The organism is Denitratisoma oestradiolicum (genome assembly GCF_902813185.1).
GTDB lineage: Bacteria > Pseudomonadota > Gammaproteobacteria > Burkholderiales > Rhodocyclaceae > Denitratisoma > Denitratisoma oestradiolicum.
In genome coordinates, this window is the sequence record NZ_LR778301.1 from 3767774 (window position 1) to 3793695 (window position 25922).

The 25922-nt window shown below is 64.0% G+C and carries 22 protein-coding genes and 3 tRNA genes; 15 read left to right on the forward strand and 10 right to left on the reverse strand.

The window, feature by feature from the left end; genetic code table 11:
- Window positions 1-9 precede the first annotated feature (9 nt).
- Entirely contained in the window at window positions 10-879 is an 870-nt protein-coding gene (locus DENOEST_RS17180; protein ID WP_170228098.1) for a FecR family protein, read from the reverse strand.
- A 331-nt stretch (window positions 880-1210) separates the two neighbouring features.
- On the opposite strand from DENOEST_RS17180, the gene leuS reads away from it, so the two are divergent.
- The 10 genes from leuS (at window position 1211) to ssb (ending at window position 9708) form a co-directional block, all read left to right on the forward strand.
- Window positions 1211-3802: a leucine--tRNA ligase gene (leuS, locus tag DENOEST_RS17185; protein WP_145769487.1), complete on the forward strand. Its 2592-nt coding sequence runs from the start codon at window positions 1211-1213 to the stop codon at window positions 3800-3802.
- Complete coding sequence (locus DENOEST_RS17190) at window positions 3802-4413, forward strand: hypothetical protein (RefSeq protein WP_145769488.1); 612 nt, start codon at window positions 3802-3804, stop codon at window positions 4411-4413. Before leuS ends, DENOEST_RS17190 begins: the two co-directional genes overlap by 1 nt.
- Window positions 4410-4898, forward strand: a complete 489-nt coding sequence (locus DENOEST_RS17195; protein WP_145769489.1) for an LPS-assembly lipoprotein LptE — start codon at window positions 4410-4412, stop codon at window positions 4896-4898. The genes DENOEST_RS17190 and DENOEST_RS17195 overlap by 4 nt, the downstream gene beginning before the upstream one ends.
- A gap of 82 nt (window positions 4899-4980) precedes the next feature.
- Window positions 4981-6012, forward strand: coding sequence for a DNA polymerase III subunit delta (holA, locus tag DENOEST_RS17200; protein WP_145769490.1), 1032 nt, complete (start codon window positions 4981-4983; stop codon window positions 6010-6012).
- Between the two features lie 46 nt (window positions 6013-6058).
- The gene (locus DENOEST_RS17205; protein ID WP_145769491.1) at window positions 6059-7315 is read left to right on the forward strand and encodes a glutamate-5-semialdehyde dehydrogenase; all 1257 of its coding nucleotides are present in this window, start codon (window positions 6059-6061) and stop codon (window positions 7313-7315) included.
- Between the two features lie 180 nt (window positions 7316-7495).
- Window positions 7496-7996 (forward strand): methylated-DNA--[protein]-cysteine S-methyltransferase, encoded by a 501-nt coding sequence (locus DENOEST_RS17210; protein WP_145769492.1) that lies wholly within the window; start codon window positions 7496-7498, stop codon window positions 7994-7996.
- On the forward strand, window positions 7993-8898 hold the full coding sequence (xerD, locus tag DENOEST_RS17215; protein ID WP_145769493.1) for a site-specific tyrosine recombinase XerD: 906 nt from the start codon (window positions 7993-7995) through the stop codon (window positions 8896-8898). The genes DENOEST_RS17210 and xerD overlap by 4 nt, the downstream gene beginning before the upstream one ends.
- 68 nt (window positions 8899-8966) lie before the next feature.
- Window positions 8967-9042 (forward strand) — tRNA-Lys (locus DENOEST_RS17220).
- A 7-nt stretch (window positions 9043-9049) separates the two neighbouring features.
- Window positions 9050-9125 (forward strand) — tRNA-Lys (locus tag DENOEST_RS17225).
- A 112-nt stretch (window positions 9126-9237) separates the two neighbouring features.
- Window positions 9238-9708 (forward strand): single-stranded DNA-binding protein, encoded by a 471-nt coding sequence (gene ssb / locus DENOEST_RS17230; RefSeq protein WP_145769494.1) that lies wholly within the window; start codon window positions 9238-9240, stop codon window positions 9706-9708.
- Window positions 9709-9796: 88 nt separating this feature from the next.
- Here the strand turns inward: ssb and DENOEST_RS17235 are convergent, their stop codons facing one another.
- The 3 genes from DENOEST_RS17235 to DENOEST_RS17245 form a co-directional block, all read right to left on the reverse strand.
- A complete protein-coding gene (locus tag DENOEST_RS17235) occupies window positions 9797-10627 on the reverse strand; it encodes a class I SAM-dependent methyltransferase (protein ID WP_145769495.1) in 831 nt (276 codons plus the stop codon).
- 81 nt (window positions 10628-10708) lie between these two features.
- On the reverse strand, window positions 10709-11416 hold the full coding sequence (locus DENOEST_RS17240; protein WP_145769496.1) for a DsbC family protein: 708 nt from the start codon (window positions 11414-11416) through the stop codon (window positions 10709-10711).
- A gap of 17 nt (window positions 11417-11433) precedes the next feature.
- A complete protein-coding gene (locus DENOEST_RS17245; RefSeq protein ID WP_145769497.1) occupies window positions 11434-12591 on the reverse strand; it encodes a UbiH/UbiF family hydroxylase in 1158 nt (385 codons plus the stop codon).
- 75 nt (window positions 12592-12666) lie between these two features.
- On the opposite strand from DENOEST_RS17245, the gene DENOEST_RS17250 reads away from it, so the two are divergent.
- From DENOEST_RS17250 to DENOEST_RS17265, 4 genes are all read left to right on the forward strand, one after another.
- Window positions 12667-12743, forward strand: a tRNA-Met gene (locus tag DENOEST_RS17250).
- Between the two features lie 359 nt (window positions 12744-13102).
- A complete protein-coding gene (locus tag DENOEST_RS17255; RefSeq protein ID WP_145769498.1) occupies window positions 13103-13408 on the forward strand; it encodes a helix-turn-helix transcriptional regulator in 306 nt (101 codons plus the stop codon).
- A complete protein-coding gene (locus DENOEST_RS17260; protein ID WP_145769499.1) occupies window positions 13398-14717 on the forward strand; it encodes a HipA domain-containing protein in 1320 nt (439 codons plus the stop codon). Before DENOEST_RS17255 ends, DENOEST_RS17260 begins: the two co-directional genes overlap by 11 nt.
- 437 nt (window positions 14718-15154) lie before the next feature.
- Window positions 15155-15820, forward strand: coding sequence for a hypothetical protein (locus DENOEST_RS17265; protein ID WP_145769500.1), 666 nt, complete (start codon window positions 15155-15157; stop codon window positions 15818-15820).
- A gap of 185 nt (window positions 15821-16005) precedes the next feature.
- Here DENOEST_RS17265 and DENOEST_RS17270 read toward each other — a convergent pair whose 3' ends face one another.
- The 6 genes from DENOEST_RS17270 to rsmB form a co-directional block, all read right to left on the reverse strand.
- A complete protein-coding gene (locus DENOEST_RS17270) occupies window positions 16006-17988 on the reverse strand; it encodes a primosomal protein N' (protein ID WP_145769501.1) in 1983 nt (660 codons plus the stop codon).
- Window positions 17989-18416: 428 nt separating this feature from the next.
- A complete protein-coding gene (hemE, locus tag DENOEST_RS17275; RefSeq protein WP_145769502.1) occupies window positions 18417-19484 on the reverse strand; it encodes a uroporphyrinogen decarboxylase in 1068 nt (355 codons plus the stop codon).
- A gap of 80 nt (window positions 19485-19564) precedes the next feature.
- Window positions 19565-20800, reverse strand: coding sequence for a sigma-54-dependent transcriptional regulator (locus DENOEST_RS17280; protein WP_145769503.1), 1236 nt, complete (start codon window positions 20798-20800; stop codon window positions 19565-19567).
- 15 nt (window positions 20801-20815) lie between these two features.
- The gene (locus tag DENOEST_RS17285; protein ID WP_145769504.1) at window positions 20816-22903 is read right to left on the reverse strand and encodes a sensor histidine kinase; all 2088 of its coding nucleotides are present in this window, start codon (window positions 22901-22903) and stop codon (window positions 20816-20818) included.
- Window positions 22900-23490 carry a DUF4390 domain-containing protein gene (locus DENOEST_RS17290; protein WP_145769505.1) on the reverse strand — a complete coding sequence of 197 codons (591 nt, stop codon included), beginning with the start codon at window positions 23488-23490 and terminating at the stop codon, window positions 22900-22902. Before DENOEST_RS17290 ends, DENOEST_RS17285 begins: the two co-directional genes overlap by 4 nt.
- Entirely contained in the window at window positions 23450-24736 is a 1287-nt protein-coding gene (rsmB, locus tag DENOEST_RS17295) for a 16S rRNA (cytosine(967)-C(5))-methyltransferase RsmB (protein WP_145769506.1), read from the reverse strand. The genes DENOEST_RS17290 and rsmB overlap by 41 nt, the downstream gene beginning before the upstream one ends.
- Window positions 24737-24792: 56 nt before the next feature.
- Here rsmB and hypD point away from each other — a divergent pair, with 56 nt between their 5' ends.
- Window positions 24793-25920 (forward strand): hydrogenase formation protein HypD, encoded by a 1128-nt coding sequence (hypD, locus tag DENOEST_RS17300; RefSeq protein WP_145769507.1) that lies wholly within the window; start codon window positions 24793-24795, stop codon window positions 25918-25920.
- Window positions 25921-25922: the final 2 nt, after the last annotated feature.

The following is a 25922-nucleotide window of genomic DNA, read 5'->3' on the forward strand; positions in this document are numbered from 1 at the left end:
TCCAGGACCTCAGGGGCGGGGGCGGGCTTCCAGTCCCAGGGCGGCCTGTATCCGGGACGCCGCCGCACGGGCCTCGGCTTCATCGGCAAAGCCGGGCAGCAGCACCTCGTAGGTCCAGCTCCCCCTCTGGGCGGCGAGGGGCCGGATATGAACGGCGAAACCCGCTGCCCGGGCGCGTTCGTAGCGTTCCAGGGCCACTTCCTCGTCCGCTGGCGCCCCCAGAACCAGGGACCAGGCGCCTCCCGGCCCCACCGCGCCATCGCCGGGCAATATTTCGGTTTCCCTTGCCCGGGCCTGGAGTTCTGCCTGGGACACGCCCACCACGGTTCCCGCCTGGCCCCGGAGCGCCACATAGGCCGTCAGGGGTTCCGCCATTGCGAAGGTGCTGCCGGCGGCCGGGCTGATGTCGATGCGACCTTCCAGCAGCATCACCAGATCCTGTTCCGGCGTGGTCCGTCCCCAGACATCGGTGCCCCGGATGCCGATGGTGGCGGTACCGACCCGGATCACCATTTCCCGCTCCTCCAGCCGGCGCAGCAGGTCAGTGGTGAAGCGAAAGGCACCGATCAGCACTTCCATGGCGCCGCGGAAATGGGACTCGGGGCTATCGCCCCGGTGATGGAACACCACCCGGGCCGACTCCCCCAGCTTGATGGTGCTGCCCTCAGCCAAGCGCAGATAGACCCGCGCTCCGGGCCCGGTACGCAGCCGGTCGCCATTCCGCACTTCCAGGCCCGGGCTCATGGGCACGGGCGAGCCGTCCCGCTCCAGCCAGGCCGGCATCTGGACCCGATCCACCCGGGCCGGGGCCGGCGCGGCACTGACATTCAGCGCAGCCAGGAAACTGATCAACAGGGCCAAGCCCAGGCGGTATCCCATGAGCCGGCCAAGCCGGAACCAAAGAGGGTGGGCTTCGATGGAGAACCATGGCGCCTGGCCGGAAAAACAAATTGAGGCCCGCCCCCTCCCTTCCTCCCCCTCGCGGGGCACGGCGTTCCACGCCCTGCCCCTTCGGGAAGGAAAAGCCCACCCCCACCCTTCCTCCCCCTCGCGGGGGAGGTGACTATACTGACTCGCTTTGCTCGAAATTCTTCTCACCATTTGCGACGACTTGACGGATTCGATTCCTCAAACCCGCCGGCGCCGGGCAAGCGGCCCATGGGGGGCGGGTATAATTCGCGGTTTTGTGAAGACTCAAGAGTCCCGGGCCATGCAGGAAAAATACACTCCGACCGAAATCGAGCAGGCCGCCCAGGCCCACTGGGAATCGACCCAGGCATTCCGGGCCGTCGAAGACAGAACCCGCCCCAAATACTACTGCCTGTCCATGTTCCCCTACCCATCGGGCAAGCTGCACATGGGGCATGTGAGGAACTATACCATCGGCGATGTGCTCACCCGCTGGCACCGGATGCGGGGCTACAACGTGCTCCAGCCCATGGGATGGGACGCCTTCGGACTGCCTGCCGAGAACGCCGCCATGCAGAACAGCGTGCCGCCGGCCCGGTGGACCTACGACAACATCGCCTACATGAAGAAGCAGCTCCAGTCCCTGGGCTTCGCCATCGACTGGAGCCGGGAACTGGCCACCTGCCAGCCCGAATACTACAAGTGGAACCAGTGGCTGTTCCTGCGCATGCTGGAAAAAGGCATCGCCTACAAGAAGACCCAGGTGGTGAACTGGGACCCGGTGGACCAGACGGTGCTCGCCAACGAGCAGGTGATCGACGGCCGCGGCTGGCGCACCGGCGCCCTGGTGGAAAAGCGCGAGATTCCCGGCTACTACCTCTCCATCACCCAATACGCCGACGAGCTGCTGGCGGACCTGGACCACCTGCCCGGCTGGCCCGAGCGGGTGCGCACCATGCAGGCCAACTGGATCGGCAAATCCCACGGCGTGCGCTTCGCCTTTCCGTACGAGCTTGACGGCGAAGCCGGCAAGCTGTGGGTTTACACCACCCGGGCCGACACCATCATGGGCGTCACCTTCGTCGCCGTGGCTGCCGAGCACCCCCTGGCCACCCACGCTGCGAAGAACAATCCCGAGCTGGCGGCCTTCATCGAGGAATGCAAGCATGGCTCGGTGATGGAGGCGGACATCGCCACCATGGAAAAGAAGGGCCTGCCCACGGGCATCTTCGTGGAGCACCCCCTGACCGGCAAGCAAGTGGAAGTCTGGGTCGGCAACTACGTGCTGATGAGTTACGGCGAGGGCGCCGTGATGGCGGTGCCGGCCCATGACGAGCGGGACTTCGGCTTTGCCAGGAAGTACAAGCTGCCCATCGAACAGGTAATCGCCGTAGAAGGTGAGGCTTTCAACACCGACGCCTGGCAGGAGTGGTACGGCGACAAGCAGCGGGGTGTCTGCGTGAACTCCGGCAAATACGACGGCCTGGGCTACGAAGCGGCGGTGGATGCCATCGCCGCCGACCTGGAAGCCAAGGGCCTGGGCGGCAAGCAGGTCCAGTACCGGCTGCGGGACTGGGGTCTGTCGCGCCAGCGTTACTGGGGCTGCCCGATTCCCATCATCCATTGCGACGCTTGCGGCTCGCTGCCCGTACCCGACGAGCAGCTGCCGGTGAAGCTGCCCGAGGACTGCGTGCCCGACGGTTCCGGCAATCCGCTGAACAAGCGCGAGGACTTCCTCGCCTGCGCCTGCCCCAGCTGCGGCAAGCCCGCCCGGCGCGAGACGGACACCATGGACACCTTCATCGACTCGTCCTGGTACTACGCCCGCTACTGCGCTCCGGACAACGCCCAGCACATGGTGGACGAGCGCACTGCCTACTGGATGCCGGTGGACCAGTACATCGGCGGCATTGAGCACGCCATCCTGCACCTGCTCTATTCCCGCTTCTGGACCAAGGTGATGCGGGACGTGGGCCTGGTGGGCTACGACGAACCCTTCGCCAATCTGCTCACGCAAGGCATGGTGCTGAACCACATTTTCTCGCGCCGCACGGAGAAGGGCGGCATCGAGTATTTCGCCCCCGAGGAAATCGAACTGGTCAAGGACGAGGCCGGCAAGGTCGTCGGCGCCAAGCTGCTGGCCGACGGCAGCGCGATGGATTACCAGGGCATCGGCACCATGTCCAAGTCCAAGCGCAACGGTGTGGACCCCCAGTCCCTGATCGAGCAGTACGGCGCCGACACGGCGCGCTTTTTCATGATGTTCGCCAGCCCCCCGGAGCAGACCCTGGAATGGGCCGATTCCGGCGTGGAGGGCGCCCACCGCTTCCTCAAGCGCCTGTGGGCCTTCGGTCATGGCCTGGAAGGCAAGACCGGCGCCGGCATGCCGGACAAGCTGCCCGATGCCCTGGCGACCATGCGCCGGGAAATCCATCTGACCCTGAAGCAGGCCAGCTACGATCTCTCCAAGCACCAGTTCAATACCGTGGCTTCGGCCGGCATGAAGATGTTGAACGCCCTGGAGAAGGCCCCCAAGGATGCGGAAGGCTACGCCGCCGTGGCGGGCGAGGGCTGTTCCATCCTGCTGCGGCTGCTCGCCCCCATCACCCCCCATATCTGCCACACCCTATGGCGGGAACTGGGTTATGGAGATGACATCCTCGCCGCCCCCTGGCCCGAGCCCGAGGCCTCGGCCCTGGTGCAGGACGAAATCGAGCTGATGCTGCAGGTGAACGGCAAGCTGCGAGGCAGTCTCAAAGTGCCGGCCGGCGCCGACAAGGCCGCCATCGAGGCCGCCGCCCTGGACTCGGAAGCCGCCCAGAAGTTCATGGAAGGCCAGCCAGCCAAAAAAGTGGTGGTGGTGCCCGGCAGGCTGGTCAACATCGTGGTCTGATGCGCAGCCTGTTGCTGGCCCTGGCGCTTGTGATGACCGCGACGGCGGCGGCGGAGACGGAGACCTCCTCCTTCCGCCTGGACGACACGCGCCTCTTGCGGCCAGCCCAGAACGGCACCTGGGATCTGGTGGACACCAGTTCGGGCAAGATCCAGACCCTGCGCCTGCCGGCCTTCAACGAGGAGCTTTCGGCCGCCACCCTCCAGGGGGACCGGCTGGCCTACACCTCCCTGATCCGGCGCGGCGAGCGGCTGCAACTGGGCTGCATCAGTATCGATCTGACCAAAGGCAAGGTGGCGGACCGGGAAGACACCCGCCTGCTGCTGGCGGAGGATGGCGCCACACCCTTGCAGGCACCGAGTTTTTCCGGCGATGGCCTGCGGGTGGATTGCCACCTGAGCGGGGAAAAATGCGACAAGGGCAATCCCGCCGACTGTACCCAGACCGAGGAAACCGTTACCCTCTCATCCCAGTCGGGCAAGTCGGCCCGCGCCCTCCCCAAGAGCCTTCGCGGCAAGCCCTCGGCCCGCAAGCCCTCGAAAAGGACGGACGCCAAGACCCGCCCCCATCGAACCCCGTCCAAAAGCATCAAAAAGGTCCGCCGCAAATGAACAAGCTGATTCCCCTGGCCTGCGCCCTCCTCCTCACGGCCTGCGGCTTCCAGTTGCGAGGCTCCAGCGACCTGCCCTTCGAGACCCTCTACATCGCCCTGCCCGAGAGTTCCGAACTGCACGCCCAGCTCGCCCGCACCGTCCAGGCATCGAGCAGGACCCGGGTGGTGGGCAGTGCGGCGGAAGCCCAGGCGGTCTTCGCGGTGACGGCGGACAACCAGAGCAAGAACATCCTGTCCCTCAGCTCCGCCGGCCGGGTGCGGGAATATGAACTGGTACGCAGCTTCGCCTTCCGCGTCCATGATGCCAAAGGCCAGGAACTGGTGCCCGCCGGCCAGATCGTGCTGCGTCGGGACATCAGCTTCGCCGACGACCAGATTCTTTCCAAGGAAAACGAGGAAGCCCTGCTGCGCCGGGACATGCAGAATGATCTGGTGCAGCAGTTGCTTCGCCGCTTTACAGCGGCAAAGCAACTGCAAAAATAAACGATCCATCCCCCGGCCCCTTCCTGGAGGAAGGGGTGACTGAATCGGAGCCGCTTCGCGGCTAATTGGAAAACGAGATACTGTGCAGCTTCGTCCCGAGCAACTCGCCGGCCATTTGCAGAAGCCCCTGGCGCCGCTGTATGTGGTCCATGGGGACGAGCCGCTGTTGACCATCGAGGCGGGGGATGCGATCCGGGCGGCGGCCCGGGCCCAGGGGTTCGAGGACCGGGAAGTGCTCACCGCCGGTCCGGGCTTTCGCTGGGACGAGCTGTACATGGCCGCCGGCAATATGTCCCTGTTCGGCGGCGCCAAGCTGATCGACCTGCGTATTCCCTCGGGCAAGCCGGGACGGGACGGGGGCGAAGCCCTGCAACGCTATTGCGGCACCCTGGGGCCCGGCGTGGCCACCCTGATCAGCCTGCCCCTCTTGGACTGGCAGGTGAAGAAGGCGGCCTGGTTCACTGCCCTGATGGAATCCGGCGTGGTGCTGGAATGCAATGCTCCGCCCCTGCCTCAGTTGCCGGACTGGATCGCCGGCCGCCTGGCCCGGCAGCAGCAAAGCGCCCCCCGGGAAGCCCTGGAGTTCATCGCCAATCATGTGGAAGGCAACCTGCTGGCGGCCCATCAGGAAATCCAGAAGCTGGCTCTGCTGCACCCGGCCGGCGCCCTGAGCCTGGAACAGGTGGAGGACGCGGTGCTGGACGTGGCCCGCTTCGACGTGGACAAGCTGCGGGCTGCACTGCTGGCTGGCGATCTGGCCCGTTGCGGGCGCCTGCTGGACGGCCTGCGGGCCGAAGACACAGCACCGCCCCTGGTGCTCTGGGCCCTGACCACCGAGACCCGGTCCATGGCCCAGGTACGCGGTGCCATGGACCGGGGCCTGCCACCCGAGGCCGCCCTGAAGGAAGCCAAGGTCTTCGGCCCCCGCCAGGGACCGGTACGGGCCGCCGCCCAGCGGGTGCCCGCCGCCACGGCCCGCGCCGCCCTCTTGCAAGCGGCCCGTATCGACCGCATGATTAAGGGCATCGTCAGCGGCGATATCTGGGACGAGATGCTGCAAATGGCCTTGAAGCTCTCCCGGAACGCCCCTGGTCCCAGGCCCGCTTCTCGCTGAAGAGACCGGATTTTTGATCGCCCCCCGAGGGTGAACTGGATAAGCAATGAACATCACCACATACATGGAACAGGTCGGCCAGGCCGCCCGCGCCGCCTCCCACGCCACGGCGAAGGCCTCCACCGCCGCCAAGAACACCGCCCTCTTGGCCATGGCCGCCGCCATCCGCCGCGACTGCGCCGTGCTTCTGGCCGCCAATGCCGAGGATCTGGCCCAGGCCCGGCAGGAGGGTCTGGACGCGGCCATGATCGACCGCCTGACCCTCACCGCCAAGGGGGTGGAAGCCATGGCCCAGGGCCTGGAACAGGTGGCGGCCCTGCCCGATCCGGTGGGGGAGATCACCGACATGAAGCGCCGCCCCACGGGTATCCAGGTGGGCAAGATGCGGGTGCCCCTGGGCGTGGTGGGCATCATCTACGAAGCCCGGCCCAATGTCACCGCCGACGCCGCGGCCCTGTGCCTCAAGTCCGGCAACGCCGCCGTGCTGCGCGGGGGCAAGGAAGCCCTGCGGGCCAACCAGGCCATCGCCGCCTGCGTCCGGGAAGGCCTCAAGGCAGCCGGCCTGCCCGAGACCGCCGTGCAGGTCATCGAGACCACGGACCGGGAAGTGGTGGGCCGGATGATCGCCCTGCCCGAATACATCGACGTGATCGTGCCCCGGGGCGGCAAGGGCCTGATCGAACGCATCTCCCAGGGCGCCCGGGTACCGGTGATCAAGCACCTGGACGGCAACTGCCATGTCTATGTGGATGAGGCCGCCGATCCGACCAAGGCCCTGAAGATCGTCGAGAACGCCAAGACCCAGCGCCTGGGCACCTGCAACACCACCGAATCCCTGCTGGTGGCCCGGGCCGTGGCGGGCAGCCAATTGCCGGCCATCGCCCGGATGCTGCTGGACAAGGGCGTGGAAATCCGCGGCTGCGAGGAAACCCGCAAGCTGGTGCAGGAGGCCAAGGCCGCCACGGAGGAGGACTACTACACCGAATACCTGGCTGCCATCATCTCGGTCAAGGTGGTGGCGGGCGTGGACGAGGCCATCGCCCACATCAACAAGTACTCCTCCAAGCACACCGAGTCCATCGTCACCGAGAACTACAGCCACGCCATGCGCTTCCTGCGGGAGGTGGATTCCAGCTCGGTGATGGTGAATGCCTCCACCCGTTTCGCCGACGGCTTCGAGTACGGCCTGGGCGCGGAAATCGGCATCTCCACCGACAAGTTCCATGCCCGCGGCCCCGTGGGTCTGGAGGGGCTCACCAGCCAGAAGTGGATCGTGCTGGGAGACGGCGAGGTACGGAGCTAATGGAAACGCTCGCCCCCCTTCGCCCCCCTCCGGGGGGTTCGAGTCGGCTCGCTGCGCTCGATGTCACGGGGAGCTTCGTAGCATCACCGAACGATTTGCGGCTGGCGCCGCGTTCCGCTTTTCCTTGTCCCACAGGGATTTCCTTCGGTCAGGTCGGCCCGGCGGAAAAGCTGTTTTTCCATGTTGATCACTGACGACTCCTGGCAGGCCGTCATCGCTGCGCCGGGCTTCAACCTGGGGCTGCGTTGCAGCGCCGATGAGATTCTCGGCATCGACTACCTGCCCTCGGGGCCGGAGCAGGCGCCACGGCTGCTGCTGGCCCGGGAGACGGTGGGGCAGCTGCGGGCCTGGCTGAAGGACCCTGCCTTCGACTTCACCCTGCCCCTGGCACCGGCCGGAACGCCCTTCCAGCGTCGGGTCTGGGACCAGATCAGCAGCATCCCCCTGGGGCAGACCCGCAGCTACGGCCAGATCGCAGCCCTGCTCGGCAGCGGCCCCCGCGCCGTGGGCGGCGCCTGCGGCGCCAACCCCTATCCGGTGGTGGTGCCTTGTCATCGCGTGCTGGCGGCCGGTGGCGGCCTGGGAGGCTTTGCCAATGCCCGGGGTGGTTTCCTGCTGGACGTGAAACGCTGGCTGTTGCGCCACGAAGGCTGGCAAATCCCCGATCAACGGGCCGGATGAATCCGTCCGATGCTGCCCTGCTGGACGAGTTCGTGGACGCCCTGTGGTTGCAGGATGGCCTGGCCAAGAACACCCTTGCCAGCTATCGCAGCGACCTGACCTTGTTCGCCACTTGGCTGTCCCCCCGGGGTCGCCCCTTGATGGCGGTGAGCGAGGCTGACGTGAATGCCTACCTGGCCCATCTCCACACCCAACCCAAGCCCCCCAAACCCGCCAGCCAGCGCCGCCTGCATACGGTGCTGCGCCGCTTCTACCACTGGCTGCTGGATCAGGGCCGCATCGGCATCGATCCCCTGCTCAACGTCCAGGCACCCTTGCCCGGCACCCGCTTTCCCAAGACCCTCTCGGAGCGCAATGTGGAGGATCTGCTGGCGGCCCCGGACGTGGATACGCCCCTGGGCCTGCGGGACCGAGCCTTGCTGGAGCTGTTCTATGCCACGGGCCTGCGGGTAACCGAGCTGGTCGGCTTGCGGCTGTTCGAGATCAGCCTTAACGACCGGGTGGTGCGTGCTCTGGGCAAGGGCGCAAAGGAAAGGCTGATCCCCATGGGCGACGTGGCCGCCGAATGGCTGGAGCGCTACCTGCGCGAAGGACGCCCGGCCCTGCTGGGCAACAAGACCTGCGACGAGGTCTTCGTCACCCGCCGGGGCGGGGGCATGACCCGCCAGATGGCCTGGGTTCTGATCAAGAAATACGCCCTGCTGGCCGGCATTCCCCGGGAGCGCATCTCTCCCCACGTGCTGCGCCATGCCTTCGCCACCCACCTGCTCAACCACGGCGCCGACCTGCGGGTGGTGCAACTGCTGCTTGGCCACGCCGACATTTCCACCACCCAGGTGTACACCCATGTCGCCCGGGAAAGACTCAAGCAATTGCACCAGCAGCACCATCCCCGGGGCTAGCCAAGCCCCGGAGGATGCCGCGTTTGACAGTATCGACAGGGCCTCTCTATAATCCGCGCCTCTTTTGTGGGTCGGTAGCTCAGTCGGTAGAGCAGCGGACTTTTAATCCGTTGGTCGCGAGTTCGAGTCTCGCCCGACCCACCATGGAAATGGGTTGTTAGCTCAGTTGGTAGAGCAGCGGACTCTTAATCCGTAGGTCCACAGTTCGAATCTGTGACAACCCACCAAGAACACAGCAGTTGGCCCCGGTCGGTGACAGTAAGCCACCTTGTTCAGTGACATAGTTATTGCCAGGTAACGGGGAGAGTCCTTTTCCCTGGCAACGGGAGAAGTTGCGCCATGGCATCGGTCAATAAAGTCATTCTGGTCGGCAACCTGGGCAAGGACCCGGAGGTTCGCTACGCGCCCAGCGGCGACGCCATCACCAACATCACCGTGGCCACCACCGACAACTGGAAGGACAAGGCCACCGGAGAGAAACGCGAAGCCACCGAATGGCACCGCGTTGTGTTCTTCGGCAAGCTGGCCGAAATCGCCGGCCAGTACCTGAAAAAGGGTTCCCAGGTGTATGTGGAAGGCAGCCTGCGCACCCGCAAGTGGCAGGACAAGGACGGCCAGGACCGCTACACCACCGAAATTCGCGCCGACGCCATGCAGATGCTGGGACGGCGCGAGGGCATGGGCGGCGGCGATCAGGAATCCAGGAGTAGCGCCCCCCGCAGCAGCGCCCCAAGCCGACCGGCGCCGGCCCCCGCGTCCGCCCCCACGGGCGGCGGTCTGGGAGATTTCGAGGACGACATACCCTTCTGAAGTACCTGGCAGCAGGAGGTCTACAAGACCCGGCAGTCCCCTGTGGATGCCGGGTTTTTTGTTGGTACCCCGGCCCTGCGTAGGGAGGTCATGCCCCGGCGAAAAACCGCTCCCCGAGTTCTTCCAGTCCCAGGGTGTGCAGTATCTCGGCCAGACGTTCTGCGGGCCGTCGGCGGGGCAAGTCCTTGCGGATCGCGATGATCAGCTCGTTCTTCATGGAGTGCTCCCAGCCCACCAGCTCGGTCACGTTCACCTGATAACCATGGGACTCCAGTTGCAGGCAACGCAGCACGTTGGTGATGTGGCTGCCGAACTCCCGCGTGTGCAGCGGGTGGCGCCAGAGTTCGGTGAGGGCCGATCGCGCCAGGGACTGGCCCTTGTGCCTATTCAGCACAGCAGCCACCTCGGCCTGGCAGCAGGGCACCAGCACGATGTAGCGGGCCTGCTTTTCCAGGGCGAAACGGATCGTATCGTCGGTTGCCGTGTTGCAGGCATGCAGGGCCGTCACCACATCGATACGTCCGGGCAACTGGTCCGAAGCGATGGAATCCGCCACCGACAGATTGAGAAAGCTCATGCCGCCGAATTCCAGCCGGGCCGCCAGATCCCGGGAGCGGATCACCAGTTCGTCGCGGGTCTCGATGCCCCAGATATGTCCGGCGCCCGGCGGGTTCTTGAAGAACAGATCGTAGAGGATGAAGCCCAGGTAGGACTTGCCCGCCCCATGGTCCACCAGATGCACATCCGGGTGGCTCAATTGCACCGCCTTCAGCAGGGGCTCGATGAACTGGAACAGGTGATACACCTGCTTCAGCTTGCGCCGGCTATCCTGATTCAGCTTGCCCTCCCGGGTCAGGATATGCAGTTCCTTCAGCAGTTCGATGGACTGACCGGGACGGATGTCGTGGGTTTTGGGCATGACGTGGGCCGCTGGATGCGAATGGGAGAGCCTGAACCCGGGCGGAGGGCCGCCCGCGCTTGTTGCTGAAGGCTTACCGACCTAGTTCAACGCCTTGAAGCGCTTTTCGATTTCCACTGGCTGCAGATAGCCCGGCGCGGAGTCGCCGTTGGCGAACATCAGGAAGGGCGTGCCGCGAATGCCGAAGCGCTGGCCCAGATCCATGGTCTTGCGCAGGGCGCTTTCGGCATCGCACTTGGCCGCCGCCACCGGAGTCACGTCATTGGTCATCCAGTCAGTCCAGGCCTTGGCCCGATCCGCCGCACACCAGATGGCCCGGGCCTTGGCCTCCGAGTTTTCACCCAGCACCGGCAGCAGGAAAGTGTAGACGGTGATGTCCTTGAATTTCTGCAGATCCTTCGCCAAGCGCTTGCAATAGCCGCAATTGGGATCCTCGAAGGTCACCAATACGTTCTTGCCGGAACCCCGCACCACCTTGATGGCCAGCTCCAGGGGCAGCTTGGCGTACTGCTTTTGCAACCAGGCCGAGCGGCTCGCGGCGGAGACATTGTTCATGGTCTTCAGATCCACCATGGTGCCGAGGATGAAGTGGCTGGCCTTCTCATCCACATACATGGTCTGGCCGTCCACCAACACCTCGTAGATGCCGGGCATGGGAGAACGATTGATCTGGTCGACCGGGGCCTTCAGCTTGTCCTCGAAAGCCTTGCGAATGGTGGCTTCACCGCTCTGGGCAGAGGCGGCAACGGCAAGTACGGCGAGCAACAGGAACAGGGCAAAGCGTTTCATGGGGACTCCAAGGGAATTCAGGACGCCAGGGCGTAGCGCACCAGCAGGTTCTTTATGACCGGCAAGCCGTTGGTCAGGTTCATGCCCAGATTACGCAACCGGGACAGGGGCGGGGATACCGGGGAAAAAAGTCGTTGCAGGCCATCGGTAACGGTTTGCAGGGCCACCACCTCTTCCTTGCGAGCCCGCTCATAGGCCCTCAGGAAAGCCAGAGCGCCGCAGTCTACATGGTCGGGCTTGGCGCAAAGCAAACGCGCCAGGGCCTGGGCATCCTGGAATCCCAGATTGATGCCGTGGCCCGACAGGGGATGAATGGTGTGGGCGGCATCGCCGATCAGGGCCAGGCGCGGCGCTATGCTGCTGGGCGAGCGCATCAGGCGCAGGGGAAAGGCGGCGGGAGGCGTGAGCAGGTGCAAGCCCCCCAGGGCATGGTTGCCCGCCTGCTCCACCCGGCGGCAGAACGTCGCCTCGTCCATGGCCAGCAATTCCCGGCCATGGGCTTCCGGGGTGGACCAGACGATGGATATCCTCCGGCCCGGCAGGGGCAGATAGGCCAGCACGCCATCGGCGCGGAACCACTGGAACGCCTGATGACGATGTTCATGGTCGCATTCGAAATTGGCCACCACCCCCAGTTGATCGTAGGGCTTGAAGGCTACCTCGATCCCGGCGGCCTGCCGGGTCCAGGAATCGGCCCCATCGGCGGCCACCACCAGACCGGCACTCAGGCGCCGCCCGTCGGCCAGGGTCAGGATCGCCCGTTCCGGGCCGAATTCCAGGGCCTGGGGACGGCCAGGGCAAAACAGGCTGACATTGGCCTGCCGCTTGGCGCTTTCCCACAACTCCCCCTGCATCAGGGAAGACTCGACGATCCAGGCCAGTTGCTCCGCGCCGGCATCGTAGGCGGAGAAGTCCAGCCGACCACCTTCGTCGCCTTGGACCACCATGGTTTCGATCGGACACAGACGCCCATGCTCCAGATGGCGCCAAGCCCCGATCTGATCCAGAAAGCGCACGTTTGCCGGGCTCACCGCATAAACCCGCGCATCCCAGCCCGCCGGGCGCACGGGCGCACGCCCCTCCACCAATGCCACGGACAGCCGGGACTGCCGCAGGGCCACCGCCAGGGACAAGCCGGCCAGTCCCCCGCCCACAATCGCAATATCAAAATCCATCCTGGCATTGTCGCCGACCGCCCCTCGCCTTGACAAGGATTGGTCTGCGCAAGGATAATCCCGCCCCTTCGTCTTGGTGATGTAGCTCAGTTGGTTAGAGCGACGGATTCATAATCCGTAGGTCGAGGGTTCAAGTCCCCCCATCACCACCAGTATTCAAGCGGCTCTCCCTCGGGAGGGCCGTTTTCGTTTGGGCCATGGCCCATGTCTGGCCCAAGCAAAATATTGTGGGGAGGTGATCGTTTTGGCACTGCCAGGGAACGGAGCCGAATCCACGCGGACTTCTTGGTGGTGGTCTTCATGATCCGTTCGTACTGTGACACAGCGGCGAGATTTGCGTATCGAGGAAAGAGAAAAAGCAACAATGGCCCCTCTTAAATTCTACTATTCCAAACCTTTACACAAAATAGCGACACATCTATCGTAAAAGTACTCTATAGCAAACTTTTTATTGACGACTCGAACTCTTCATCATATATTCCTAAATTAATGGACTTATATGTGATACACGATGAAACGTGTCGTCAAGAAGCCTTTCCCCTCAGACCCGGAAATACTGACCCCAGCCCATTTGGGGCGGGCGATCCGAGCTGCGCGCACCCAATCCGGCCTAACGCAAGAACAAGCCGCACTGTTCTGCAATATGTCGAAGCAGACCTATGTGGGTATCGAGCTCGGCAAAGAAGGCACCGCCATCGGCAGCATCCTGGTGGTGGCCAAGAATATGGGGGTCGCCCTCTTCGTCGCCCCCAGCCGTCAACGGGACAAACTCAAAAGACAACTCAGCGCCCTGATGGTGACCTCGGATGAAGCTTGAAGTCTTCATTGGCGCTCACGAAGTCGGTCATCTCGCCTACGATGATGAGACCCATCTGTTTTCGTTCGCCTACTCCCCTGACTGGGCCAACAATCCCGATCGATCCCCGTTGTCACCTCATTTAGGGTTCGAGCAAGAGCAGCCATCGCCTCAGCACAGCGCAACGGTCAAAGCCTTCTTCGACAACCTGCTACCCGAAGGCAGAGCGCTCGACGAAGCCGCCGCAGCATGCAAAGTTTCAAAGGCCAGTCTGCTAGGTTTGCTGGCAAATATGGGTAAAGAAACTGCCGGTGCGCTGCGCATCGGTACCGCCCTGCATACGCCCCAAGCCGAACAAAGCATCATGCGCCCGTTGCCGCGCGAGGAGCTCTCGCAACGCATTCGTGACCGAGCGAACATCCCATTCTTGGTGTGGGATCAGCGCATACGCTTGTCCATTGCAGGCTACCAGGACAAGATCGCCGTCTTTGAAGGCCCCGACGGGCAGTGGTCTCTTGTGGATGGCCTCAAGTTCGCGTCGACCCACATCGTGAAGCCGGAACCGGTACACGAAGCCATGGCCGGGCTTACCTCGAATGAATTCTTCTGCATGCGCCTGGCTGCCGCCGTCAGACTGACCGTCGCCGACGTGGCATTGCACCACGTGCCGGAACCGGTATTGGCAATACGACGCTTCGACCGCATCCTCCTGAAAGACGAAGTGCGTCGCTTACAAGTTATCGACGGATGTCAGTTGCTCAATCTGCCGCCAGCGTTTAAATACGAACGCCCTTATGGCGACAACCGCGACGTAGCCAACATTCGCGACGGCAGCTCCTTCGCCAGGCTTTTCTCTGCGCTGAACGCCGCCTCGTTTCCCGCGGCCGAAAAGACTGCGCTACTACGCTGGGCAATCTTCCAGGTCATCATCGGGAACACCGATGCACATGCCAAGAACCTCACCTTCTTCACCGGCGAGCGTTGGCTTACGCTGGCTCCGGGCTATGACATGGTCAGCACCGTGATCTATTCGAAGCTGGAACACTCTTACGCCATGGCGATTGGGGACGCCTTTGATGCCCCTAATCTCGATGCGGCAGAATGGGCTGAATTCTGTGCGGTAACAGAGTTGGCGCCTGCATTCGTAGTAAAGGAAATCAGAACGCTGTCCGAGCGGATCCAACGGAGTATTGATCAGACCGTACACGACACAATCGAATCCGGTGCAAACCCCGACGTAGTAAAAGTGGTTGCCGGCTACGCGCTGAACGAAAGCAATCGTCTCTTGGACATGTCGAAGAACATCGCCTACATGTTCAAGCACCGGTAGTCCGTAGTTAATTTGGTGACCGCTGCCGTAACTGCCAGGTACCCTTTTCACGGCTCGCAACTATCCGGCCTTGAGCTTCAGCACCGTCAGGTGCGGTGAGAAGGTGCCCGCTCTTCCTGATGGGGGAACCAGATCATGGGCACTGAGGAGACTGGCACGAACACCGTAGGTCAAAAATGCCGGGGCAGAGAGGTAATCCTCAAATGAACTGGAGGTACCAAAATTGACGCTAACAGATAGGCGGGTGGCTGCCGGAATAGTCTTGAGTGTTGCCGTAGCCCCTAGAAATGGTGATGAGGTCTAATCCGGTGACACAACTTCAACCACCGAAACTGGGAACTCCAAAATCCGCGAAGATTAGCTACAGCCTCCATGAAACAGGTTCTCTGTTAGTGGGGGACATGTTCCTATCGGGCTACTTGAACGATTGTGTCCAGATGGTGGAATATTTTGGGCCGCTTCGCAGTTTTCTCCTTCTCAAAGGAGGATATGAACGGGGTGCCAACACTGAAACCATTGACCGTGTTGTTGCCCATGCTACCGACACGATAGCTTGGGCAGTAAAAATGCGCGACGATGGCTATCACCAAATCAATACGATCTCATTTTTAAGTGAATGGGCAGCGCTTGAGGCTGGTAACGAAAATGTTGTAGCCGCAATTATTGGAACAGTGAGGAATGCGGCAGAAGCTGCCGCAGACAAATTTCAAAAAGGCCGATTCGATGCTGGTGCTTGGCCCTGGTCTGATGACCAGTGTCTTGAAATTGCCCAGAAACTAGATCAAAAAGCGAAAGACAAAACACAGGATAGAGGATGGAATGCTAGCGGGCGATTGGTTGTCCTCTTTGGATGGCTAGGGGTGACGCTCGAAATCGACCCTGTCTCAGCTGAGAAGTTTAATGAAGCATCGATGATTCGAAACGTAATCGTTCATCGGTATGGGCGATTGAGGGCTTCGGACATTTGTCGAACCCCACACTTGGCAGGTTGGGAGGGAAAAACACTACCGATGACAGCAGAGAGAATGCGTGAGTATAACGAGGCGATGGTGGCGATACATTTGGCCATCAGTAATGCCATACATGCCAAGGGGTGGAAATAGTCGTTAATCGATAGTCCTAGAAAAATACCAGACGTCAGCACCTAGTACGTTCCTCGTCTAGCCATTACACCAGCCCACCGGCTGGATTTTCGGCCCAACGGAATCAATATTTTTGGTGGTGATTCAAGCGGCTCTCCCTCGAGAGAGGGCCGTTTTCGCTTGGGCGCCGCGTCCTGCTTGCTGGCTTAAAGCTCCTGAGGGTCCACGTCGAGATGCCAGCGCAGTTCCCGGGGCGTCTTCAATTCGTATAGGAGCTGACTCCAGGTGGCCAGGAAGGCCTGGAGCGCGGGTCGGCTGGCGGATTCCACCAGCAGTTGCGCCCGCTCCAGACTCATCCGTCGCACCATGCGCATGGGCACCGGATCGTAGAGCATCACCGCTTCCCCCGCCAGTTTCAGGGCTTCCACGCGGGCGGCGGCCAGGAAGGCCAGGGACTGGTCTACGCTGGGCGCCTCCGCCCGCAACAACGCCTGATGGGCGAAGGGGGGGAAGCCAGCCTGTTCCCGTTCATGAAGCTGCTGGCTGGCAAAGCGGGAATAGTCGTGGTCGGCCAGTGCCTGATAGAGGGGATGGTCCGGATACTCGGACTGGATCAGCACCTCGCCGGGCAAAAGGGCACGGCCGCTGCGGCCACCCACCTGCATCAACTGGGCAAAGAGCCGCTCCGGGGCGCGGAAATCGGCGGCGAACAGGGCCGCATCGGCGCCCACCACCCCCACCAGGGTGAGCTTGGGGAAGTCATGGCCCTTGGCCAGCATCTGGGTGCCCACCAGGATGTCCGCCTCCCCGGCGTGAATCTGGGCCAGCAGGGCCTGCCACTTCTTCGGTGAACTGGCGGAATCCCGGTCGACGCGCAGCACCCGGGCCTCAGGAAAACGCTCCTGGAGCGCGACTTCCAGACGCTGGGTGCCTCGCCCGAAGGGATGGATGTCCAGATTGCCGCAGTCCGGACAGGCCTGGGGGATGCCCGTCTCCAGACCGCAGTGATGGCAGCGCAGGCGACGGTCAGCCAGATGTACCACCAGGTTGGCGGCGCAACGGCGGCAATGGGAGATCCAGCCGCAGGCAGTGCAGGCCAGCACCGGAGCGTAGCCCCTCCGGTTGAGGAATATCAGGCTTTGCTCGCCACGCGCCAATCGCAGTTCCAGGGCCGCGATCAGGGCCTGGCTCATGCCGTCCTGGAGCTTTTCCCGCCGCGTGTCGACAATGCGCACATCAGGCATGGCCGCTGCCACGGCGCGCAGGGTCAGGGTGAGCAGCCGATAGCGGCCGGTGCGAGCATGATGGAAGGTTTCCAGGGATGGCGTGGCCGAGCCCAGCAGGATAGGCACATCCCGTTGCTTGGCACGGAAGATGGCCACGTCCCGGGCCGAATAGCGCAGCCCGTCCTGTTGCTTGAAGGACGCGTCGTGCTCCTCGTCCACCACGATCAGGCCCAGCCGGGGCAGGGGCATGAAGACGGAAAGCCGGGTGCCCAGCACAATGTCGGCCTGGCCTTCGAAGGCTTCCAGGAAGCCCCGTGCCCGTGCCGCGTCGGCCACGCCGCTGTGGGCGGAAACGATATGGGCGTCGGGAAAGCGTGCCGCCACCCGTCCTTCCAGTTGCGGCGTAAGGGCGATTTCCGGCACCAGCATCAGTGCCTGGCATCCCTGGGCCAGCACTGCTTCGATGGCCCGCAGATAGACCTCCGTCTTGCCGCTGCCGGTAACCCCATGGAGCAGGAAGGCCTCGAAGCCCCGGGTCTGGCCGATGGCCATCAAGGCCACCTGCTGTTCCGTCGTCAGGGGCGGCGATGCCTCCTGATCGCCACGACCGGGCTGCGGCCGGGCCAGCCGACGTTTCGGCAGCTTGCCACGGCGCAGCAGGGGAGGTAATGCAAAGCTGGATACTTCCCCGAGAGGATGCTGGTAATAGCGGGCACAGAATTCGCAGAGGGCGATCCAGTCGGCGGGCAGGGGCGGGAGTTCGGTGAGCAGGGAATGGATAGGCCGGAGCTTTTCCGGCGGTTGATCGCTCTGATCCAGCACCTGAAGAATCAGGCCCAGCTTCTCGCCGCTACCGAAGGGAACGCGGACCAGCCGACCCACCCAGTCCCCCGCCGGATCTTCCGCCCGATAGTCGAACAAACGGGGCAGGGGCACATCAAGGGCGACGCGGACAATGCTCATCTCATGTCAGTGAAAAGGGCATCAGAATCTAGACTCTACTTGCGTTTGTTTCGCTAATTCCATGCTGAGAAAGGACAATTTTATTATTCGAACAAATTGTGGATAACTTTGTGAATATTGCACTGCGAAATGACTTGACAACAATTGTGGAAACTTTTATTTCATCAGTGAATAGTCAGCCCTATTCGATTTTTACCATTACTTTCAATATGTTGCATCTATCACTCGTAGTTTGCGGGCTTTTATGACTACAAACGGCTCCAATTCCCCATTTCTGTGCATAAGTCAAATGACCGCCCGCTTTGGGTTTGCTTTGCCTTGTGGGAGGCGCCTTGACGAGGTGAGCTGCACGGGGAGCCGCTACTTGAGCACTCCCCGGGGTTTCCCATCGCGAAATCCCGCCCGGGAAGCGCCCTGATGACAGCCGCTCAGCCTTCGTTGATCTGCCGGCTGTATTGATGCACCGTATCCACCAGTACGGAAACGGTCTCCGGCGGAGTGAACTGATTGATGCCATGGCCCAGGTTGAAGACATGGCCGGTGCCGCCGCCGTAGGCATCCACGATACGCCGGGCCTCGGCCGCCACGGCGGTGGGGGAGGCAAAAAGACTGAAGGGATCCAGGTTGCCCTGCAAGGCCACCTTGTTGCCCACCCGGCGCCGGGCGTCGCCGATATCGGTAGTCCAGTCCAGGCCCACCGCGTCGCAGCCGATGGCGGCGATGGATTCCAGCCACTGGCCACCGCCCTTGGTGAAGACGATGGAGGGGATGGCCTCGCCGTCCCGGGTCTTGATCAGGCCGGCCACCACCTCTTGCAGATAGGCCAGGGAGAACTCATGGTAGGCCCGATGGGACAGGGCACCACCCCAGGTATCGAACAGCATCACCGCCTGGGCGCCGGCCTCGATCTGGGCATTGAGGTAATCGGTCACTGCCCGGGCGTTGACCTTGAGGATGTGGTGCAACAGGTCCGGCCGGTCGTAAAGCATGGTCTTGACCGTGCGGAAGTCGGATGAGCCGCCCCCCTCGACCATGTAGCAGGCCAGAGTGAAGGGACTGCCGGAGAAACCGATCAGGGGCACGGAGTTGTCCAGGGCGCGGCGGATTTCCGCGACGGCATCGATTACATAGCGCAGATGGTCGTGGGGATCGGGGGGGGCCAGGTCGCGGATGGCCCATTCCTCCCGCAGGGGGCGCTCGAAACGGGGCCCCTCCCCCTCCGAGAAATACAATCCCAGACCCATGGCATCGGGTACGGTGAGGATGTCGGAAAACAGGATGGCTGCGTCCAGATCGTATCGAGCCAGGGGCTGGAGGGTCACCTCGCAGGCCATGCTGGGAGACTTGCACAATTGCAGGAAGCTGCCGGCCCGTTTGCGGGTTTCGCAATATTCCGGGAGATAGCGCCCGGCCTGGCGCATCAGCCAGACCGGGGTGTATTCCACGGCTTCGCGCCGCAGGGCGCGTAAAAAGGTGTCGTTCTTGGGTTGGGCCATGATCGGGGCGGTCAATCGATAAAAATGGCGATTTTACGCGCTTATGCCGCAGCCCTGCCGTTCCCCGGCATCGGCGGCTGTCAGCGCAGGCCCAGATCCTTCAGCTTGCGATACAGGTGGGTGCGTTCCAGCCCGGTTTTTTCCGCCAGCCGGGTCATCTGGGGGCCATCTTGCGCCAGATGATGTTCGAAATAACGGCGTTCGAAAATCTCCCGCGCTTCCCGCAGGGGCAGTTCCAGCAGTTCCGCGAAGAAGCCGTCCTTGAGGTGCGGCGGGGCCTCGTCGTGGCCGATCATCTGGATCACCTCATCCGCTTCCACCTCCTCCGCCAGAGCAGCCAGGGCCAGGGAGCGGACGGTGGCACGCAGTTCGGCGTAGCCCCCGGCCCAGCGGTGTTGGCGCAGGCTGTTGAGGGCGCCGGCCGACAGGCGGCGAGCGGGCACCTCCTCGTTTTCCACCATTTGGGTCAGCAGGTGCGCCGCCATGTCGGGCAGGTCGTCGCGCACCTCGACCAGGGCGGGAAGACCCAGACGGCCAGGAAAGGTGCGGGCGAGCAGAGGCTCGTCCCAGCCGTGGGCAGCCAGGGTGGTGGCACTGGCCTCGGTACCTGCCACCAGTTTCAGATTGTGCTTGTCCAAACGTTCGATAGCGAACAGCAGATTCTTTTGCTGCAGCCGGGTCAAGCGAGCCAGTTCTTCCGCATACAGCACGCCTCCCGTGGCCTGTTCCAGTTCGTCCTGGCTCAGGGCATGGCTATCGTGTCCCAGATCGATCCAGGCCCGGTTGGTGCCCTGGAGGGTACGAGCCACCAGTTCCACAAAGCCGCCGGGGGCCGAGCGCAACAGCACCGCCCGGTTGCCCGCCGCCACCTGGTCCAGGCGTTTTTTCACATCCCGCAATGCCGGGGAGCGGGTGAAAGCGCTCAGGGAAAGACTGCGGGAGGTGGGACGACGACCATGATCCAGGGCCGCCGCCACCGAGGCCAGCAGCTTCTGCATGCCAATGGGTTTTTCCAGAAAGTCCATGGCGCCGATGCGCGTGGCCTCCACGGCGGTATCGATGGTGGCATGGCCGGACATCATCACCACCGGCATGGTCAGTTGGCCGTTGGCCGCCCATTCCTTGAGCAGGGTCACGCCGTCGGTGTCCGGCATCCAGATATCCAGCAGCACCAGGTCGGGGCGCAGCTTGTCCCGATGGCTGCGCGCGGCGGCGGCATTCTCCGCCAGCAGCACGTCGTGCCCCTCGTCCCGAAGGATTTCCGAGAGCAGCTCACGGATACCAACCTCATCATCAACCACCAGTACTTTTGCCATGGACTTCCTTCTCCTTCACGCTGCCAGGGGCAGCTTGAGCGCCACTTCCGCGCCGCCGCCTTCCGGGTTGAGCAATCGAACCTCGCCGTGGTGTTCGTCCACGATTTTTTTCACTATGGCCAGCCCCAGCCCCGTACCCTTGGCCTTGCTGGTCACATAGGGCTCGAAGGCCCTGGCCAGAGTCTGGGGCGGAAAGCCGGGGCCGTTGTCGCTGACGCTGAGCAGGACCCGGTTGCCCTCGAGCCGGGTAAACAGGGTGGTCTGGGGTGTTGCCACGTCGGTCAGGGCATCCTGGGCGTTGGCCAACAGATTGTGGATTACCTGACGCAACTGGTTGGCATCGGCCAGCACTGGCGGCAGGTCGGCAGCCAGGCGGGTGGCGATGCGCATCCGGCCGCTTTCGTGGAGCAGCAGCACTTCCTCCACCAGGGCATTGAGATCCACCGCCGCCAGCACGGGTGGCGGCAACCGGGCATAGTCGCGGAAATCATTGACCATGTTTTTCATCGCTTCCACCTGATTGACGATGGTGCGGGTCGAGCGGGCCAACATTTCCAGTTCCGGGCCCTCGAGCTTGCTTGACAGCTTGCGTTGCAGACGCTCGGCGGAGAGCTGGATCGGCGTCAGGGGGTTCTTGATCTCGTGGGCCAGGCGGCGGGCCACCTCGCCCCAGGCGGCGGAACGCTGGGCCGAGATGAGCTGGCTGATGTCGTCGAACACCACCACATAGCCACGGCCGGTTGGCAGGATCGAGCCCCGCACCAGCAGGGTCTGGGGCACTCCCTGGGCGCTTTCCAGTTCCAGTTGCCGCTGCCATTCGGCGGCACCCTGATCGAAGCCCGCCAGCACCGCCTGGGCAAAGGTCTGCTGGCGCGGCCACTGATCCAGGGGCAGCTCCTCGAACTTGGCCAGGGTGTCCCCCAGAATGTTCAGCGCCCCCCGGTTGGCAGCCCGCAGGCGGAAGCGGGAATCGAATGCCAGCACTCCGGCGGACAGGTTGGTCAGCACGCTTTCCAGATAGGTCCGGGCCGATTCCAGCTCACTCCGGTGACGCTCGGTCTCCTGGCGCGCTTCGTTGAGTTGCTGGGTCATGCGGTTGAAGGACTGGGTCAGCACCCCCAGCTCGTCCGGCGTGGTCAGGATGGCCCGGGGCGTGAAGTCACCGGCCGCCACCGCCTGGGTGCCTTCCGCCAGGATCAGCAGGGGCTCGGCCAGACGCCGGGCGAGGAAAAAAGCCAGGGCCACGGCGGCGAACAGTCCCAGCAGCAGGGTCAGGGTCAGGGTCAGGGTGTAGATACGTTTCAGCCCGCCCCGGCCCAGTTGTAGGCCCTGGTAATCCCGATAGGCGGCTTCGACGCTCTCCGCGCTGTGGGCGATGCTCTTGGCCACCGGCTGGGTCAGTTGCAGCATCGATTCTTCGCCGAAACTCCGGCTGGCCACCGGCGCCAGGGCATGGAGAGTGAAGCCTCCCTCGGCATCGCCCTCCAGCCAGGCCAGGCCCTGGCTGCCCCGGGCCTGGCGCAACTGGGCGGTGGTAGGCAGGGGCGGTAGCAGGCTGCCGATCTCGGCGGAGCTGCTCAGCAAGACCTGGCCATTGGGACCGATCAGGGTGGCGGTACGCACTCCCGCCTGCTCCCGCAGGCGGTTGAGACGCTGAGGACCGGGATTGTCGGCCAGATCCAGGGCCATGGTGCGGCCCCGCTGGAACAGCTCGCTCTGCTGGGTGTCCAGCACCGCACGGGCCAGATCCAGGCCGCCTTCGAGGGCGCTGTCCACCCGCACGTCGAACCAGGACTCGATGCTGGTGACGGCGAACTGCATGGACACGCCATAGACCAGCACTCCGGGCAGCACCGCCATCAAGGCCAGCATGCCCAGCAGCCGGGACTTGAGCCGGGAGCCGAAGACCCCGGCCCGCAGTTCCCGCCACAACTGCCGCAATTGCACGCCCACCAGCACCACCAGGGCCAGGGCCACCACGCCATTGACTACCAGCAGCAGCGGGTAATGGCGGGCGAACAGGTCGGTGTTGGCGCTGGCCGAGCTGAGCAGGAACAGCAGGATCGCCGCCACTGCCGCCGCGATGATGGCCAGGACCCTCACTTGGCGGCCTCTGTGGCCTGGAACTGCCAGTTGAGGACCTTGGCCTCCACCTGCCAGTCCCGGTAGGCCAGGGCGTCGAGCTGGAAGGGTTTGGGCAACTGGCTCTTGTCCAGGGCCAGGCGCAGGGCCGCCAGATAGGTCTCCCCGATCTTGAGCCTGCCTTTCTCCAGCACCGGCAGGGATGTGATACGGCCCAGGGCGCGCAGGGCCTGCTCCAGGGAGGCGAAGTTCATCTGTTGCAGGGGGCCGGTGGATAGCCGGTACTGCCGCATCAGGGGGTTGTACGAAAGGCGGTAGGTCAGGCTATGGCCGGCGATGTGCTCGTCCAGCCAGTACTTGCGGGGCCGGGTCAGCTCCAGTTCCAGATTGAAATACAGGGCGATGCCATGGGTCACCGCCTCTTCCACCCTTGGGCCCAGGTCGATGGCGAATTCGGCGGAAAGGGCGTGGCCTTCCTCCGTGGGCACCAGGGCCGCCTTCACCGGCTCAATGCTGCCGGCGCTGGCCAGGGCCAGGTACAGGCACAGGGCCACCGCCAGGCTGGCCTTAAGCAGCCTTGCCCAGCAGTGCATAGTAGAAGCCGTCATGTTCGGCGTTGGGCAACAGTTGCAATTCCGTCTGATTTCCCGCGGTTGGCAGCCGGATCGCATCGGCATGGCGATCGGTGAAGGCCCGCATCTGGGCCGCGTTCTCCTCCTCGAACACGGAACAGGTGCAATACAGCATTCTGCCACCGGGGGCCAGCACCCGCCACAGGGCGTCGAGAATTTGCCCCTGGATGGCGGCGAAACCCGCCACATCAGCCCGGCGCCGCAGCCACTTGATGTCGGGGTGGCGGCGCACCACCCCGGCGGCCGAGCAAGGCACGTCGGCCAGGATGCGCTCGAAGGGGCGGCCATCCCACCATTGATCCACCGCCCGGCAGTCCGCCGCCCGGACCCTTGCGGCGAGGCCCAGCCGCTTCAGGTTGTCGTCGATCCGGGCGGCCCGGCCGGCATCGGCGTCCAGGGCCAGCAGATCCAGATCCGCCAGTTCCAGCAGATGAGCAGTTTTGCCTCCGGGAGCAGCGCAGGCGTCCAGCACCCGCATGCCCGGCTGAACGTTCAGCAGGGGCGCGGCCCGCTGGGCACCCCAGTCCTGCACCGAGACGTCGCCCTCGAAGAAACCCGGCAGCCGGTCCACCGGCTGAGGTCGGTTCAACTGAATTGCCCAGTCGTCCAGGAGGCGGGCTTCGATATCGGCATCCCGCAGCCGGGCCAGGTAAGCGGCGCCATCTCCCCGGCGCCGATTGACCCGCAGGGTCATCGGTGGATGTCCGTTGCCGGCCGTCAGCACCTCCTGCCAGTCCCGGGGATGGGCGGACCGCAGGGCGGTGATCCACCAGCGCGGATGTTGCCAGCGGGCCACGTCGTCCCCGTCGGCGGCCTGGTTCAACTCTTCCCGGCGGCGCATGAAGTTGCGCAGCACCCCGTTCACCAAGCCCTTGCAGCGGCCCTGGGCCAGCAGGGCGGCGGCGCTGACCGCCTGATTCACCGTGGTATGCACGTCCTCCGGCCGGGCCTCGATCCGGTACAGGGCGGCCAGCAGCAGGGCGCGGACCCGGGACTCCTTCAAGGGCTTGTCCAGCAGGCGGGCCAGGAAGAAATCCCCCCGGCCATGGCGGCGCAAGGCGCCATAGGCCATATCCTGCACCGCGGGGCGCAGGGCGGGTGGCGTATCCGCAAGAGCTTGGTCCAGATTGCGGCCGCCGATCACGGCCGCGATGGCATCCGCCGCCCGAAGCAGAGCAAGGGCGAGGGAATCGGCGGGCAGGACGGGCGGGGTTGGAAGCATCGGGGGGATTCTACGAGAGGGGCGGCCCCCGGCGGGCCGGTGATAATCTGCCGACGATGAAATACATCGACGAATTCCGCGACGGTGAATTGGCCCGAGGCCTGGTCCGGGCCATCGCCGCCGAGGCCAATCCCGCCCGGACCTATCGTTTCATGGAGTTCTGCGGCGGCCATACCCATGCCCTGTCCCGCTATGGCGTCACCGACCTGCTGCCGGCCCCGGTGCGGATGATCCACGGCCCCGGCTGCCCGGTCTGCGTGTTGCCCATCGGCCGCATCGACATGGCCATCGCCCTGACCCTGGAGCGGGGCGTGATCCTCTGCAGCTACGGCGACACCCTGCGGGTGCCGGCTTCCGCGGGCCTCTCCCTGATGAAGGCTCGGGCCCGTGGCGGCGATATCCGCATGGTCTATTCCACGACGGACGCCCTGGCCCTGGCCCGGCAGCACCCCGATCGGGAAGTGGTGTTTCTCGCCATCGGCTTCGAGACCACCACCCCGCCCACGGCTCTGGCCCTGGTTCAGGCCCGGACCGAGGGGCTGAAGAACTTCAGTGTGTTGTGCAACCATGTGCTGACGCCCTCGGCCATCACCCACATCCTCCAGTCCCCCGAGGTGCGGCGCCATGGCAGCGTGCCTCTGGACGGTTTCATCGGCCCGGCCCACGTCAGCCTGGTGATCGGCAGTCGGCCCTACGAGCACTTCGCCGAGGAGTACAGGAAGCCCGTGGTGATCGCCGGCTTCGAGCCCCTGGACGTGATGCAGGCCATCCTGATGCTGCTGCGTCAGGTCAATCAGGGCCGCGCCGAAGTGGAGAACGAGTTTTCCCGGGCCGTCAGTCGGGAGGGCAACAAGAAGGCCCAGGCCCTGGTGTCCGAAGTCTTCGAGCTACGGCGCAGCTTCGACTGGCGCGGCCTGGGGGAGGTGCCCTATTCGGCCCTGAAGCTGCGTCCGGCCTATGCTGGGTTCGACGCCGAACAGCGTTTCGACCTGACTTACCGGCCGGTGGCAGATCACAAGGCCTGCGAGTGCGGCGCCATCCTGCGGGGCGTCAAGACGCCCCGGGACTGCAAGCTGTTCGGCACCGTGTGCACCCCGGAGAATCCGGTGGGTTCCTGCATGGTGAGTTCCGAAGGGGCCTGCGCCGCCCACTACAGCTACGGCCGTTTCCGCGACGATGACTGACC